Annotated in this window: 12 protein-coding genes and 1 tRNA gene; 4 read left to right on the top strand and 9 right to left on the bottom strand. The window is 68.0% G+C overall.

Translation table 11 applies throughout. The features are described 5' to 3' along the window. The first annotated feature begins 2 nt into the window (after positions 1–2). Positions 3–1,649, top strand: coding sequence for a hypothetical protein (locus J2X46_RS15665; RefSeq protein WP_310252152.1), 1,647 nt, complete (start codon positions 3–5; stop codon positions 1,647–1,649). A gap of 553 nt (positions 1,650–2,202) precedes the next feature. Further along, the gene (locus tag J2X46_RS15660; RefSeq protein WP_310252150.1) at positions 2,203–2,400 is read left to right on the top strand and encodes a helix-turn-helix domain-containing protein; all 198 of its coding nucleotides are present in this window, start codon (positions 2,203–2,205) and stop codon (positions 2,398–2,400) included. A gap of 912 nt (positions 2,401–3,312) precedes the next feature. Here J2X46_RS15660 and J2X46_RS15655 read toward each other — a convergent pair. After that, a complete protein-coding gene (locus J2X46_RS15655; RefSeq protein WP_310252148.1) occupies positions 3,313–5,607 on the bottom strand; it encodes a hypothetical protein in 2,295 nt (764 codons plus the stop codon). Positions 5,608–6,047: 440 nt separating this feature from the next. Here J2X46_RS15655 and J2X46_RS15650 point away from each other — a divergent pair, with 440 nt between their 5' ends. Together J2X46_RS15650 and J2X46_RS15645 are read left to right on the top strand one after the other, a co-directional pair. Next, on the top strand, positions 6,048–6,350 hold the full coding sequence (locus J2X46_RS15650; RefSeq protein ID WP_310252966.1) for a helix-turn-helix domain-containing protein: 303 nt from the start codon (positions 6,048–6,050) through the stop codon (positions 6,348–6,350). Between the two features lie 58 nt (positions 6,351–6,408). Next, the gene (locus J2X46_RS15645; RefSeq protein ID WP_310252146.1) at positions 6,409–7,533 is read left to right on the top strand and encodes a site-specific integrase; all 1,125 of its coding nucleotides are present in this window, start codon (positions 6,409–6,411) and stop codon (positions 7,531–7,533) included. Between the two features lie 177 nt (positions 7,534–7,710). Here J2X46_RS15645 and J2X46_RS15640 read toward each other — a convergent pair. The 8 genes from J2X46_RS15640 to J2X46_RS15605 all read right to left on the bottom strand — a co-directional run bounded on the left by J2X46_RS15640 (position 7,711) and on the right by J2X46_RS15605 (position 13,986). Beyond that, positions 7,711–7,784 (bottom strand) — tRNA-Pro (locus tag J2X46_RS15640). Positions 7,785–7,873: 89 nt separating this feature from the next. Then, positions 7,874–9,241, bottom strand: a complete 1,368-nt coding sequence (gene der / locus J2X46_RS15635) for a ribosome biogenesis GTPase Der (RefSeq protein ID WP_310252144.1) — start codon at positions 9,239–9,241, stop codon at positions 7,874–7,876. Between the two features lie 6 nt (positions 9,242–9,247). Beyond that, positions 9,248–10,003, bottom strand: a complete 756-nt coding sequence (locus J2X46_RS15630) for a lysophospholipid acyltransferase family protein (RefSeq protein WP_310252142.1) — start codon at positions 10,001–10,003, stop codon at positions 9,248–9,250. Then, positions 10,000–10,713 (bottom strand): (d)CMP kinase, encoded by a 714-nt coding sequence (gene cmk, locus J2X46_RS15625; protein WP_310252141.1) that lies wholly within the window; start codon positions 10,711–10,713, stop codon positions 10,000–10,002. The genes J2X46_RS15630 and cmk overlap by 4 nt, the downstream gene beginning before the upstream one ends. A gap of 11 nt (positions 10,714–10,724) precedes the next feature. Beyond that, complete coding sequence (locus tag J2X46_RS15620) at positions 10,725–11,822, bottom strand: prephenate dehydrogenase (RefSeq protein ID WP_310252965.1); 1,098 nt, start codon at positions 11,820–11,822, stop codon at positions 10,725–10,727. Positions 11,823–11,896: 74 nt separating this feature from the next. Beyond that, a complete protein-coding gene (locus J2X46_RS15615; RefSeq protein WP_310252138.1) occupies positions 11,897–12,292 on the bottom strand; it encodes a VOC family protein in 396 nt (131 codons plus the stop codon). Positions 12,293–12,333: 41 nt separating this feature from the next. After that, on the bottom strand, positions 12,334–13,149 hold the full coding sequence (locus J2X46_RS15610) for a helix-turn-helix domain-containing protein (RefSeq protein ID WP_310252136.1): 816 nt from the start codon (positions 13,147–13,149) through the stop codon (positions 12,334–12,336). Positions 13,150–13,182: 33 nt separating this feature from the next. Then, positions 13,183–13,986, bottom strand: coding sequence for a pseudouridine synthase (locus J2X46_RS15605; RefSeq protein ID WP_310252134.1), 804 nt, complete (start codon positions 13,984–13,986; stop codon positions 13,183–13,185). Between the last annotated feature and the right edge of the window lie 7 nt (positions 13,987–13,993).

The following is a 13,993-nucleotide window of genomic DNA, read 5'->3' as shown; positions in this document are numbered from 1 at the left end:
CCATGACTGACCCATTGAAGGACCCCACGAACGGCCCGCTGTCGCCCATGTACGACCGCGCCGACGTCGAACTCTTCGACCTCAACACCATCACCCACACCTCCGACCAGCGCAGCGTCGGCGAGCTGCTCTTCGACGTCGATCGGCAGGCACGCCTCCTACTGATGGACGTCTCGGAGCACGACGCCGGACCGCTCCTCCACGCGTGGCCCACCCTGATCTCATCAGCCAGCAGCATGTGGCACGCCATCCCCGCGCCGCTCCCCACACCCCTCCTCGAGTGGGTGCCGGCGCCATCCCCTGCGCCCTCACCGACGCCATCTCGGGCGGCGGCTCGTGGAGCTCAGCCAGCCACGTGCATGGACCGCCTAGAAGTGATCAGCGTCGGCGTCTCTCATCGACTCTCCACCAAACGGTGGCCAGGGCCGGACGTGCCGGACCAGCGGATCATGGAGATGGCGGACACGCTCTCCAGAGCAGCTGACCTCACGCGACGCTTCGCCCACGTTGGTCCGCTCTCCGCGGCAGGTCGAGACGACCTCGAAGCAGCGCGAGCCCGGCTCCTTCACTCGATCTACCTTGCGACCCACGCTGTCTCTGTGGCCCTCCTCCAACACGGCCGCAACCAACACGCTGCCGCTGCCGCCACGCCTCGTCCCCTCGCTGCGCCGGGCGAGCGCATTCCATACGCCGTCGCCCCCGTCACCGAGTGGGTCCGCCGCATCGGTGCCGCTGAAGCCGCCGCGGCGAGCTTCGTCAGCCGACGTCAGTTCACCCACCTCCTCATCGGCGAACACCATCCCGCCCCCACGTCCGTCGGCCGGCTGAATCTTGCTCTGGCACGTTGGGACGTCGAAGCGCATCGCGCCCTGGCGGGACCCGACTGGCACGACAACGTCGTGCTGGTCACCCGGACGCAAGCATTCATCGCAGGGTCCGCGATGACACTGATGGAAACCGCGCGGGAGCAAGTTGGCTTTCCCGGTCGCCTCGTCGAAGCCATCGGTCGGTCAGGTGCCGCGTGGAGCGACCTGGGCTGCAGGTGGGACGAACTCACCCCCGCCCACGCACGACCCGCCGAAGTTCTCGTGCTTGCCGCAGCGGAGCTACGAGGTGCGGCGCGAGAACTCACCCACGACGGCGCCACCCGAGCCTCGTCGCCCGAGATCCTCGCGCGCCCCGGCGCCTCCGAAGGGCTGCGCGCACTCCTGGTCTCGTTGCGCCACTGCGATGAACTCGCCCACGTCGTCGACGAGAAGAGCACAGCCGCCGGACTCACGGGACCCGCCAGAGTCATGTCACGGCGCGCCCACAACGACATCGACGCCGGCCGCGTACCCATTGCCCTGGACGAGAACGCAATCTGGGTGTCGCCCGCCGACATCCTCGCCAAGCGCATCGTGCCCGCACCCGTGGCCGTCATCCTCGCGCTCCAGGCCTCCAGCCACACCGTCGTCCAAGCCGCGACCGCTGCCGGCGCGATCGCCACCGCCACTGGTGACTTGCTGTCCTCATCAGTCACCTGCACGCGCGGCGACGAAGACTCTGCGACCCGCCCGACCGCGCCTCTCGGTGACGCTCGGACCATCCCTGCCCAAACCCCGACGGCCAGCACGCCACACAGGACCGGGCAGTCCTGGCCCCGCTGACTGAATCCGCCTGTGCCATCTGAAAGCAAGAGCCCATCTCGGCCCCCTCCAATAAGCAGAACCACACCGCTGCAGCGGCCTGAATACCCGTCCGCCACTTGCCCATCTTGGTCTGTGGAGAACCGGGGAACCACCACCAGACGTTCTAGGGTCGGGCCATGGACAACACCGCCCCCTGCGCCGCGTGCGGCTCGCCCGTTGCTATCGCTCGAACGGTAGACGCGGACACCGTGGGCGAGGCCGGTCCGCGCGTGGAACTGCGCCGCGTCTGCACCGACGACGGATGCCCCACGAATGGTCAGCCTCGCCGTATCGGCGAGACGGCCTGACCAAGCGTCCTGGCACCCGGCCGGCGCACAACGCCTGGCACGCGCTCAGCCCGTCGATGACCTCAGCGAATGCCTCCTGGCACGTAGGTCTCCATGACCAGCCGATTGCCCAGTGAAGTGACGAGGCCTACCGCCGAACGGGCCGTCGCAATCGCTGTGGGCGCGCCGCCTTGGGCTACGCCGTCAGTCGGCACGCGCGGCTACCCCGTGGTGCGGAGCGGACGATGAGCACGACCAAACAGCTGCCGGTGTACGTGAGCCTCGATGAGGCTGCCCAAATCATGTCACTTTCGACGCGGACCATCCGTCGTCGCATCAGCGACGGCACCATCCCGGCCTACCAGTGCGGGACCCGGCCGATCCGCATCCGCCTCGACGAGCTCGAGGCCGCCCTGAGGCCCATCCCGACCGTCCGTCGCTGAGAACGCCGGCGGCATAGCGCCTTGCCGGCTCGTTCGGCCGAACACAGAGGATAATTCGTTAACCCCTTGAGGATGTGCCGCGCACGTCGCCCCGATAGACCTGACCTCGCTGGCCGCGATCTTCCGGGGGGTCGATCGTGGTGGGGCACCGTCGGGCATGCTGACCGGCGGTGCCGACAGCACCCTGAGCCAGCGGTCCCTACTCCGCCCTGGGACATCGTCCGTCGAGGACTCTGACAACCGCCCTCGCGAACCGAACGTTCGATCGTCCTCCCCCGGTGCCGTCACTCGATCGAGATAGGCCCGGGACACAGCGAACTCCGATCGGCCATCGTGCCCAGCCAGCTGAGAGAAGTTGACCGGCCGACACAGCTCCGCTTCCGTCCGTACTGCCAGTTTCGCTAGGCGCTCGTCCTGTCTGCCTCGACAACATCGCGACTCAACTGAGGCACCGCCATGGGCGAAAACACCTTGTGATCCGACACGTATCCGACACGACACCAAAATCAGAAAAGGCCCAAACCTGCGTTTCCGCTGGTCAGGGCCTATTTCTGCTCGGTGGGCGATACTGGGTTCGAACCAGTGACCCATCCGCGTGCAGTCAGGCAGCGTTAGAGCGTATGGGTTCGCACTAGTTGGCCGCGTTGTATGGCCAACCCGCGTCGACGAGCCTGCGTTCGATCCCGAGTGGCGCGAGGCAGTAATGGCGCGCTCTCCCCTGGGCCCGCAACGTCAAGATCAGCGTGGCAGTAGCAAGGTGCGCCGGTCGCGGCACATCGCACACCGCCGCGACGAATCGCGCTCACGCTCAGTCTTAATCGCCGGACGAACAATCGCGATGACGGCGGCGCAATTCGATCTCCCCTACATTGACCGAACGACCCACTGCTTGGCGTGAATCGGCCAGTGAACCTACAGAGCGCCGTAGGAGCGAACTCCAACAAATACGAAAAGTACGCCCCATGCTAACAGCCACCCAACTACGGTGAAAACTTGAAGACGGCGACTAGCCATCAATTCCACCAGCCACAGCCAGCCAAATGCCCACAAGAAGAGCAAGCCGAAAAGTATAAGAACAGAGAAAACACCTTGAAATTCCGCGCTAGAGCGCGGGATCCAAACGCAGTACGCAGAAGCCAACGCAAAGACCGACGCAAAACCCACGAGGCGTGTCACAACGGCCGGCGGCGGGACCACCTCAGCCGAATACGCGTACTTGCCCATGGCCATACCTCGCGCCACCAAGTGAACAACGGGTACGAGCAGAACCCACCATGGGAGGATGATACAAAACGTCAACCATCCTTCGAGTACGCCAAGAAGGTGCAGTGTCGTAGCCGAGGTCCATACTGCGGTCAACGCGAGCGGGACAATCCAGATGTGCGATTCCGTAAACCTTCTGGCCCTCTCACTCCCGAAGACTACGCTGAGCGCCAAGAATGCAAAGGATACCGGCGTCAGGTACAGCCAGATAGTTCGACCAACTTCTATCAAGGTGTGGGATGAAAATGGACCTTGAAGTAACACCCCGAACTTGAGGGCAATACAGATCGACGCCATTTCGAGCAGGCCCGCGATGACTGTCATTCGCGCGGTGTCCTGAACCAGTTCGCTTCTATCCCAGTTCAACGCTGCGTCGCGAACCCACAACCCGTTGACGTGGATAGCCACGATCAACGCACCTATAGCGAGGAACGACGAGGGCACAGCTAGGAGCAGTGTCACTACCACTCGACCGGACCACTGGGGACCGAAATTTGAGAAGTCTGGCAGGAGGGAAACATTGGCCAGGAGTGTCGCGAGGCGGGCGGCATTCGCGGCGCTGTCTGCCCAAGCCGAACTTGCAGTAATGGCGAATGCACCCAGCCAAGCTATCCGCATTCCAACGCGCCGGCGGCCCCAAGCGTGGCGATACTGGATCCAGTCCGCTGACGGCCGCATTCTCGCGGCCGCGTGCGGCGCTCCCCCCAAATGCGCGATCTCGGCACATATTCTCATGCCAACCTCGGACCTATTCTTGAGATAAGACGTGTGGTCGGTGAGGAAACTGTTGCCATTGACCACAGAGACTTCTTGGACGCCGCCATACGCTAAACCGACGACTGGTGCCCCACTAACGGGATCGGCCGTCGCGGTGATGTCCACCCAATTCGAGACTCCCGGCAGAATGCGCACTTCCTGCCGCATTCGATCGCGACGTTGCCCCTGCAGGAATGAAACGAGATGCAATACAATTCCAGGGAGAGCCATGTAGCCACCGAACATGGTGAACGCAACCAACCATCCCGCACCTGCTTGATTTCCGTTCTGTGCGGCACGCAGAATCACAGCGGAGACGACCCCGACAGCAGCAATTCCCAACCATGCTGCAGTGCCCAATGCAAAATCAATCACGCGCCGCCCCTCATACTGTCGTAGCCACGAAAGTTGTCCGATTCCGGACCCATACGTGATCAGACTCGTTGGCGTGTGCCGGGTGGCGTCGAGCGAGTCAACAGCAACTTGCGCCCCCTGTGAATGAGCCAGGACCAGTACCCAGTTGCAGTTTGTTAGTTCTGTCAATCCGTCGTTCACAACTGTTTGAATCGCACTCTTACCTACCCGACTAACGGTATACAGATAGCTATCTCCCAGAACCTGGGCAGCAGTCATCTGCGCGTAACCGATGAAGTTGCGGAGGGCCTCTACTGGGACAATAGGGCGGATGAGCGACAGCGCTAACGTCACCACAGCCAGCGCCACTGCGACAATTGGCAGAAACGCGAGGCTCAGCATTGCTGCCGCTATACGCCACCAGTGCAAGGGATGGTGCCACCACCGAGAGTAGGCGAGGCTCAGACCCTCAAGGGATCGGGTCAACAACGCTAGCGGTGCAACCAACAGGACCCAGCCAATGACGCGAGTCGAGCCCGGCGGGTCGAAAGAATCAGCCCAGTGCGCCTCGAGGAACCGAACGTAAAACGATGCTGGTTCGACTGTGGAACCAGGATCTTCACTCACATGCATGAGCGCCGATGCGCCTTTGGACTCGCGCAGCCTCGTTTCGATCAAAGAAGTCTGTAGTCCCTGCTTCTCGAAGGCTGCGGATACTTTGTCCGTTACCGCAACTAATGACCGACCCGGACGCTGACGGCCGATGCCGTGAACGAGGAGTACACCGACATCTGCTGCCCGCGACGGGTCCAGTGACGACACTCCAGTCAACATGGAGGGAGCATGCACCCGCGGCACCGCTCGGGGCCAGCGCGAGCCAGATCCTTACGTCGACGTTCGCTCCTCGCCCAGACGTCGCTGCGCTGCTGGCGACACCAGAGACGCACCTATGCGGAACGTCTGTCGAATAGGGCTTCCCCACACGCTCAGCCGGTCCGGCTTATCCACAGGAGGGCTGACCGCCGCCACCGGTGGTTCCCCGTAGGTGACCATCAAGTCATACCGCCGCACACCCGCGCATCGACGGGTCAGCACGTTAGCAATCAGCACCGGACGAGGGAGCACGCAATGAGCAGCACGTCGACGTTCAGACGGCACACGCCGTGGTGCGCAATACACAAGTCGGAGACACAGGCGTGATTCGCGTACGTGTGGTGCATCCAGCACCTCTCGTGACGCCGACTCAGGCCGAGCCAGGCCTCAGCCCGGCCACAATGAACGTGGCACAAGCTGCGTCCTACCTCGGTATCTCGAAGGCGACTCTGTACACCTGGCGCACTCGCCGGCCAGGGTTTGGCCCGCGAGCAGTGAAGGCAGGGGGCGCGTTGCGGTACCGCCTGTCCGACCTCGAGGTATGGATCGAAGAGCGCGCCGAGACGCTTGATGTTGTCTCGACGACCGGCAGCAGTATCGGCGACGACGCAGGCCGGGCGGCGGCACCCGATCCTGCGGTCTCGTCGATGTCCAGACGTTCCCATCCGCGCTACAAGCACCCTCGCCGCTCGACCGAACGGTAGGACTGTGGCTCGCCCTCCTCTCCCTATCGGGACGTACGGAAGCATCTCTACGGAGTCGGTGCGCCCCGGGGTCTACCGAGCGCACACCCGATTCCGCGACCTCGACGGCGTCACGCGGCGCGTCAAAGCGACTGGGCGGACAGCAGCCGCTGCGACGCGAGAGCTGAAAGCGAAGATCGCTGATCGAAGCGCCCCGACCGGTGACCTGATCGGTCCTGAGATGCGCGTCAGCCAGGTTGGCGAGACTTGGCTGACGCTCTACCGCGCCGAGCAGCGATCTGAAGCAACAACGGCAAACGAGTACCAACGCGTCCTCGACAACGTCATCAATCCCGCCATTGGCAGCATCCGGCTGCGCGAGGCCACAGCTGGCCGCCTCGAGCGGCTCCTCAGGTCCCAGCCAACCCCCAGCCGTCGGAAGAAGACGAGGACGGTCCTCAAGATGATGCTCGACGCGGCCGTCATCGACGGTGCGATCGCCGCCAACCCCATTGCGTCGACGTCACGTCTCCGCGGGACCCGCAACGAGGTGCAGGCGCTGTCGATTCGGGATCTCGGTACTGTCCGCTCCGCCGTCGACGCGTGGATGTCCCAGAAGCGCCCCGGACCGAAGCCGACCCACGACATTCCGGACATCATCGACATGTTGCTGGCAACCGGCTGCCGGATCGGCGAAGTACTCGCGCTGCGGTGGTCCGACATCGACCTTGCCACCACCCCACCGACTGCCTCAATCAGCGGGACCATCAAGACCGAGACCGGCAAGGGCACGTACCGGAAGGCCAAGCCCAAGTCCGACGCCTCCAAACGCACCCTCGCCCTGCCGTCGTTCGCGGTCGCCGTATTGCTGAGGCGCCAGATCGAGCAACCCACCAACCCCCACGATGCTGTGTTCGCGACCCGCAACGGAACCTGGCACCAGGTGGGCAACATCGAACGGCGATGGCGTGCTATCCGCGCCGACACGGACCTCGAGTGGGTTACGCCCCACACCTTCCGCAAGACCGTGGCGACGCTGATCGACCGCAACCTCGACCCCGAGACCGCGGCCCGTGTTCTCGGGCACTCCTCCGCTGACATCACGAAGGAGTTCTACATCGTCAAGGACCGGTCAACGCCCGACGTGACAGCCCTTCTGGACAGCCTCGCCGGCGGCAAAACGCCCACTGAGTCACCCACATGACGATCTCGAAGGTCTCGTGAGCTCATTGCGCCGCCTGGCAGCACGACCCGGCCCATGACCGCAAAACAGACCGTTTCGGGAGGGGTTTTCGTCCCATAAACGTCCCATTCGGGTATCTGGTTCAAGAACGACGAAGCCCCTGACCTGCGTTACCGCAGGTCAGGGGCTACTTTTCGGTCGGGCTGACAGGATTTGAACCTGCGACCCCTTGACCCCCAGTCAAGTGCGCTACCAAGCTGCGCCACAGCCCGAGTGCTCCCCGGCACGAGGCCTGCGGAGCGAGGGGAACACTACCGCAGGCCCTCGGGACTCACGGAATCGACCCGCCTCCCGGGACCGATCAGCGCTTGCGCTTCTCCCGCGGCTTCTGCTGGATCACGATCGGGGTGCCGACGAAGCCGAACTCCTCGCGCAGCCGGCGCTCCACGAAGCGCTCGTAGGCCGCGTCGAGCTTGCCGCTGGTGAACAACACGAAGGTCGGCGGAGCGACCGACGGCTGCGTGGCGAAGAGGATCTTGGGCTGCTTGCCGCTGCGCACCGGGTGCGGGTGCTCGGCGACCAGGCGGCCGAGGAACGTGTTGAGCGCGCCGGTTCCGACGCGGGTCTCCCAGCCCTCCAGCGCCTTGTCGATCGCCGGGACGAGCCGGTCGACGTGCCAGCCGGTGCGGGCGGTGAAGTTGATCCGCGGCGCCCACTGCAGCTGCACCAGGTCGCGCTCGATCTCGCGCTCGAGGTAGTAGCGACGCTCCTCGTCGACGAGGTCCCACTTGTTGAAGGCGATGACCATGGCGCGGCCCGCGTCACGGATGCTCTGGATGATCCGCATGTCCTGCTCGGAGACGGTCTGGCTGGCGTCGAGCACCAGCACGGCCACCTCGGCGCGGTCGATCGCGGTGGTGGTGCGCAGCGAGGCGTAGTACTCGTGGCCCGAGGCCTGGTTCACGCGCTTGCGGATGCCGGCGGTGTCGATGAAGCGCCACGTGCGGTCGCCGAGCTCGATCAGCTCGTCGACCGGGTCGACCGTGGTGCCGGCGGCGTTGTCGACGACGACGCGGTCCTCCTTGGCCAGCATGTTGAGCAGCGAGGACTTGCCGACGTTGGGCTTGCCGACGATGGCGATACGGCGCGGGCCGCCGACCTCCTCGAACGACTCGGCCGGGGTCTCGGGCAGGGCCTCCAGGATCGCGTCGAGCATGTCGCCCGAGCCGCGGCCGTGCAGGGCGGAGACGGGGAAGGGCTCGCCGAGCCCGAGGTTCCACAGGCCGTAGGCCTCGGCCTCGGTGCGCTGGTCGTCGACCTTGTTGGCCGCGAGCACGACGGGCTTGCCCGACTTGCGCAGGATCCGTACGACGGCCTCGTCGGAGTCGGTGATGCCCACGGTCGCGTCGACGACGAACAGCACGGCGTCGGCCAGCGTCACCGCGACCTCGGCCTGCGCGGCGATCCGCTCGGCGAGGCCGCGGGCGTCGGGGTCCCAGCCACCGGTGTCGACGACGGTGAAGGCGCGGCCGTTCCAGTTGGCGTCGTAGGACACGCGGTCACGGGTGACACCCGGGCGGTCCTCGACGACGGCCTCACGACGGCCGATGATCCGGTTGACCAGCGTCGACTTGCCCACGTTGGGACGGCCGACCACGGCCAGGACGGGGGTCGGGCCAGACGGCTCGTCGGAACCTGCCTCGACGCTGACGGCGTCGTACTCAGTCATGGGTGCTCACAGCTTCTGGATGGGAGGAACGAGCCCCGTGTCGGGGTCGTCCTCGGATTGTCCCGCAGGAAGCGGTCCGGGCAAGGATCGTCGCGTCCGCGCGAGGGCGCCGTCCAGCTCGGACAGCATGTGCTCCCGCAACAACACCGACGTGGCACGCACGTGTTCCCGCGTGCGGGGCCAGGGCTGCTGTGCCGTTCGCCACGGTGCGCCGAACACGAGGTCGATGGTGCCGCCGCGGGCGGGGAGGGCGTTGCTCCCGCCGCCCGGCGGGCGGGTGCCGAGCATCGTGACGGGTACGACGGGCGCGCCGGTGACGAGGGCGAGGTAGGCCGCGCCGTGGTGGAAGCGCCCCAGCTCGCCGTCGCCGCGGGTGCCCTCGGGGAAGATGCCGGCCACTCCCCCGTCGCGCACGACCCGCAGGCAGGCGCGGATGGCGCCCGGGTCGGCGGCGTACCGGCAGAGCGGGATCTGACCGGCGGCTCGCAGGAAGCCACCCAGCGGGCCGACGAACATCTCCTGCTTGGTCAATGCGTGCACGGGCCGCGGCGCGAAGACCGCCAAGAGCGGGCCGTCGATGACACCGACGTGGTTGGCGGCCAGGATCACGCCCCCGGTGGCCGGCACGTGGTCGGCGTCGTGCACCCGGACGGGCCACTTCCGACGGACCAGCCACGCCGCGGGCGGGCGGAGGCCGTGCAGCAGCCTGGTCGAGGGGTGCCGCTCACTGCTCCTGGGAAGCTCGGCCGGGCACGCGCTCACGCGCCCTCCCGCGCTCCCGCCTGGACCTCAGCCTGGACCTCGGTGGCAAGGGCGACGATGCGGTCGATGACCTCGACCAGGGTGAGGTGGGTGCTGTCGACGTGCACGGCGCCCTCGGCCATCGTCAGCGGCGCGGTGGCGCGCCCGGAGTCGATGCGGTCACGCTCGAGCAGTGACTCCTGGGTGCTGGCCAGGTCGGATCCACCCTCCTCCGCCGCACGGCGCGCGGCACGGGCGTCGGGGTCGGCGCTGAGGTAGACCTTCACCTCGGCCTGCGGCCACACGACCGAGCCGATGTCGCGGCCCTCCACGACGATCCCGCCGGCGCCGATGGCCTCGCGCTGGAGGTCGAGCAGGCGGGCGCGGACCTCGGGCACCGCGCTGACGGGGCTGACCGCGGCGTTGACCTCCTCGCTGCGGATCTCCACCGAGACGTCCTCGCCGTCGATCGTGATCGTCGGGGCGAGCGGGTCCGTGCCGGACTCGATCCGCGGCCGGCCGGCGACGGCCGCGACCGCCCCCGCATCCCGTACGTCGACGCCCTCGCGCAGCAGCCACCAGGTCATCGCCCGGAACATGGCTCCGGTGTCGAGGTAGCGCAGGCCCAGCCGGTCGGCCACCCCACGCGAGGTGCTCGACTTGCCCGAGCCGGACGTCCCGTCGACGGCGATGACGAGCGAGTGGTCCGGTGTGGTGTCGACGCTGTTCACGGGCGAGAAGATTACCGGTGAGTCGTCCACCCGCGGGATTCGAGAGCACCCAGGAGGCGCTCGGCGCTGCTCTCCTCGACCACCAGCTCGGTGAGACCGACGGGCCGGCCGGGGTCGTGGTCGATGTGGACGTCCTCGATGTTGACACCGACCTCGCCGGCGTCGCCGAACAGGCGCGCGAGCTCGCCGGGGTGGTCGGGCACCGAGACGAAGACCGAGCGGGTCGGGCGGGCGGGGCCGCCGTGCTTGCCGGGGATCGCCGCGGTGCCGTCGTTGCCGCGCACCAGGATCTCGACCAGGTCGGGACCTGAGTCGGCGGCGACGGCGGTCATCAGCGCGTCGAGGTCGGCGCGCACCTCGGCGAGGAGGTCGAGGACGGCCTCGGAGTTGGCCTCGAGGATCTGCTGCCACAGGGCGGGGTCGCTGGCCGCCACCCGGGTCACGTCGCGCACGCCCTGGCCGGAGAGCGCGAGGTGCTCCGGGGGCGCGGCGGCGAGGCGGCCTGCGACGAGCACCGCCGCGAGGTGCGGCAGGTGCGACGTACGGGCGACGGCGCGGTCGTGCTCCTCCGGGTCCATCCGCAGGGGCGCCGCGCCGCACTCCAGCACGAGTGCTTCGACCAGCCCGACGACGGCCTCCTGCGCTCCTGCGTGGGGGGTGACCGCCCACGGCCGGCCGTCGAAGAGCGCCGCGCTGGCCGCGAGCGGTCCGGACCGCTCGCTGCCGGCCATCGGGTGCGAGCCGACGTAGCGGGCCAGGTCAGCCGCGGACACCCGCGACGACACGGCTTCGAGCGGGGCGGACTTCACGCTGCCCACATCGGTGACGACCGCGTCACTGCGTCCGAGCGCGGCCACGATCGCGTCGGGGATCACCGCCGGTGGGACCGCGACGACCACGAGCTGCGGTCGGTCGGCCGCCGTCACGGCGCGTCCGGCGCCGAGGCCGGTGGCGGTGCGGACGTTCTCCTCGGAGGTGTCGCGCAGCACCACCTCGAGCCCGAGGCGGCGGCAGACGAGGGCGATCGAGGTGCCGATCAGGCCGGCCCCGACCACCTCGACCGGTCCGGTGAGCGCCGGGAGGGCCTCCCCGGGCTGGGAGTCGGTCATGGGTGGCACGGGAGAACCCTAGGCCAGCACCCGCGCTCCCCACCGCCCGTCTCGCCAGCGGGATCAGGCCGGCGTCAGGCCGGCTGGTAGCTGCCAAAGGACCAGTGGTTGCCCTCCGGGTCGTTCACGCTGCCTCCTCGGCCGCCGTAGTCCTGGTCGACCGTCGGCCGCACCACTGTGCCACCGGCGGCCACCGCGGCGTCGAAGGCGGCGTCGGGATCCGCCGTGACGAGGTACGCCGCTCCCGGACCCGTGCCGGCGATCGCGGAGTCCGCCCGCTCCGAGCCGAACCTGATCCCGCCGCCACCGGGCCACGCCCACTCGGCGTGCACGACGACGGAGGGGTCCGCCTCGTCGCGATAGGTCGCGTGCTCGGTGAACCCGATGGCGCGCAACCAGGCGACCATCGCGTCGGCGTCACGCACCGAGAACGTGTGCCAGAGGGTGGTGCGGGAGACATCGGTGCTCATGGGGTCCTCCTTCGTGGGGCCGGTGGATCCGGCTGTCCCACTCAGGCTCCCTCGGCCCGGTCCCCCGTGGCTTGGACGATTGGGAACTCCCGCCGCAGCCACTCCGTCGGGCTGCACCCGGCGAAGCCGGTCCACTCGCGGGCCAGGTGGGCCTGGTCGGCGTACCCGCTCTCGGCGGCGAGCCGCGCCACCGACACGTCGCCGTCGAGCGCGTCCCGGCGCAACCGCCCGTGGGCCCGCGAGAACCGGGCCAGGCGCTGGTAGGTCTTCGGCGAGAGGCCGACCTCGTCGCGGACCAGGGTGGTGAGGCGTCGTCGGCTGTAGCCCACGTCGTCAGCCGTCGCGGCGACGGGCACGCCACGCGTCAGCAGGGCCATCGCCCGCGCGACCTCGGGTCGGGACTCGGCTCGCTCGCGGCGGCGCAGCGCCCCGAGGAGGGCACGCTCGAGCACCTCCAGGCGAGCGTCCCAGGTGGCCTCGCCCGCCAGACGACTGGGCAGGTCGCCGAGGTCGGCGTCGACGTCGCCGAGAGCAAGGAGCTCGCCGGCCAGGGCGCTCGCGGGGACGCCCCACAGCGCACGCGCGCCGGCCGGGCTGAGGCTGAGCTGGATGCCGGACTGGTGCAGGCCGTGGTGGACCGCCGCCGCGGTGGTGTGCAGCCCGGACACCGACGACCAGCCGGACGTCCTGGTGTGCGGCGCGGCGTCCCAGGCCACCTCCAGCGGCTCATCGACAGGAAGCACGCAGGTCAGGCCGGTCGAGGGCATCCCGATGTGCACGCCCGGGGCGCCGAACGTGACGTCGTACACCACGATCGAGCGGACGTAGGGCGCCAGTGCGGGGTGCACGGTGGCCATGGGCCCAACCCTAGGACCGGCGACCGACAGCGCTCAGAGCTGTGCGCTGTCCATCAGCTCGCCGAGCTCGGCCACGGTCAGCTCGCGCATCTCCCCCGACCGCAGCCGCGCCAGCGTCACCGGCCCGATCTCCGTACGGGTCAGCCGTCGCACCGGGTGGCCGACGTGGTCGAGCAGCCGTCGCACGATGCGGTTGCGGCCCTCGTGGATCGTCAGCTCGACGATCGAGCGGTTGCTGCCCTCGCGGCGCGGGTCACCGCCCACCACGCGCGCGCGGCTGACGGTCACCGGTCCGTCGTCGAGCGTGACGCCGGCGAGCAGCTCGCGGACCGTCCGCACGTGCACCTCGCCCTCGACCTCGGCGACGTAGGTCTTGTCGACCTCGTGCGAGGGGTGCGCGAGGTGCTGGGCGAAGTCGCCGTCGTTGGTGAGGATGATCAGGCCCTCGGTGTCGGTGTCGAGCCGGCCGACGTGGAAGAGCCGCTCCGGGCGGTCGGCCACGAGGTCGCCGAGCGTGCGGCGTCCCTCGGGGTCGCTCATCGTCGAGACGACGCCGCGCGGCTTGTTGAGCACGAGGTAGACCTTGTCGCTGATCGGCGGCAGCCGCTTGCCCTCGACCCGGATCACGGCCGTGCGCGGGTCGACCTTGGTGCCGAGGCGGGTGATCACCTCGCCGTCGACCTCGACGAGGCCGTCGAGCATCAGCTCCTCGCACTTGCGACGGCTGGCGACGCCGGACTGCGCGAGCAGCTTCTGGAGGCGGATCAGGCCGTCCTCGTCGGTGTCCGGGCGCTGCGAGGCCGGCTGGTCGTTGTCGGGGGCGTCGTGGGGCTTCATGCGGTTT

This window comes from Nocardioides sp. BE266, from assembly GCF_031457855.1.
Taxonomy (GTDB): domain Bacteria; phylum Actinomycetota; class Actinomycetes; order Propionibacteriales; family Nocardioidaceae; genus Nocardioides.
Note: the sequence above shows the minus strand (reverse complement) of the source record. Positions and strands in the feature narration are given on the sequence as shown.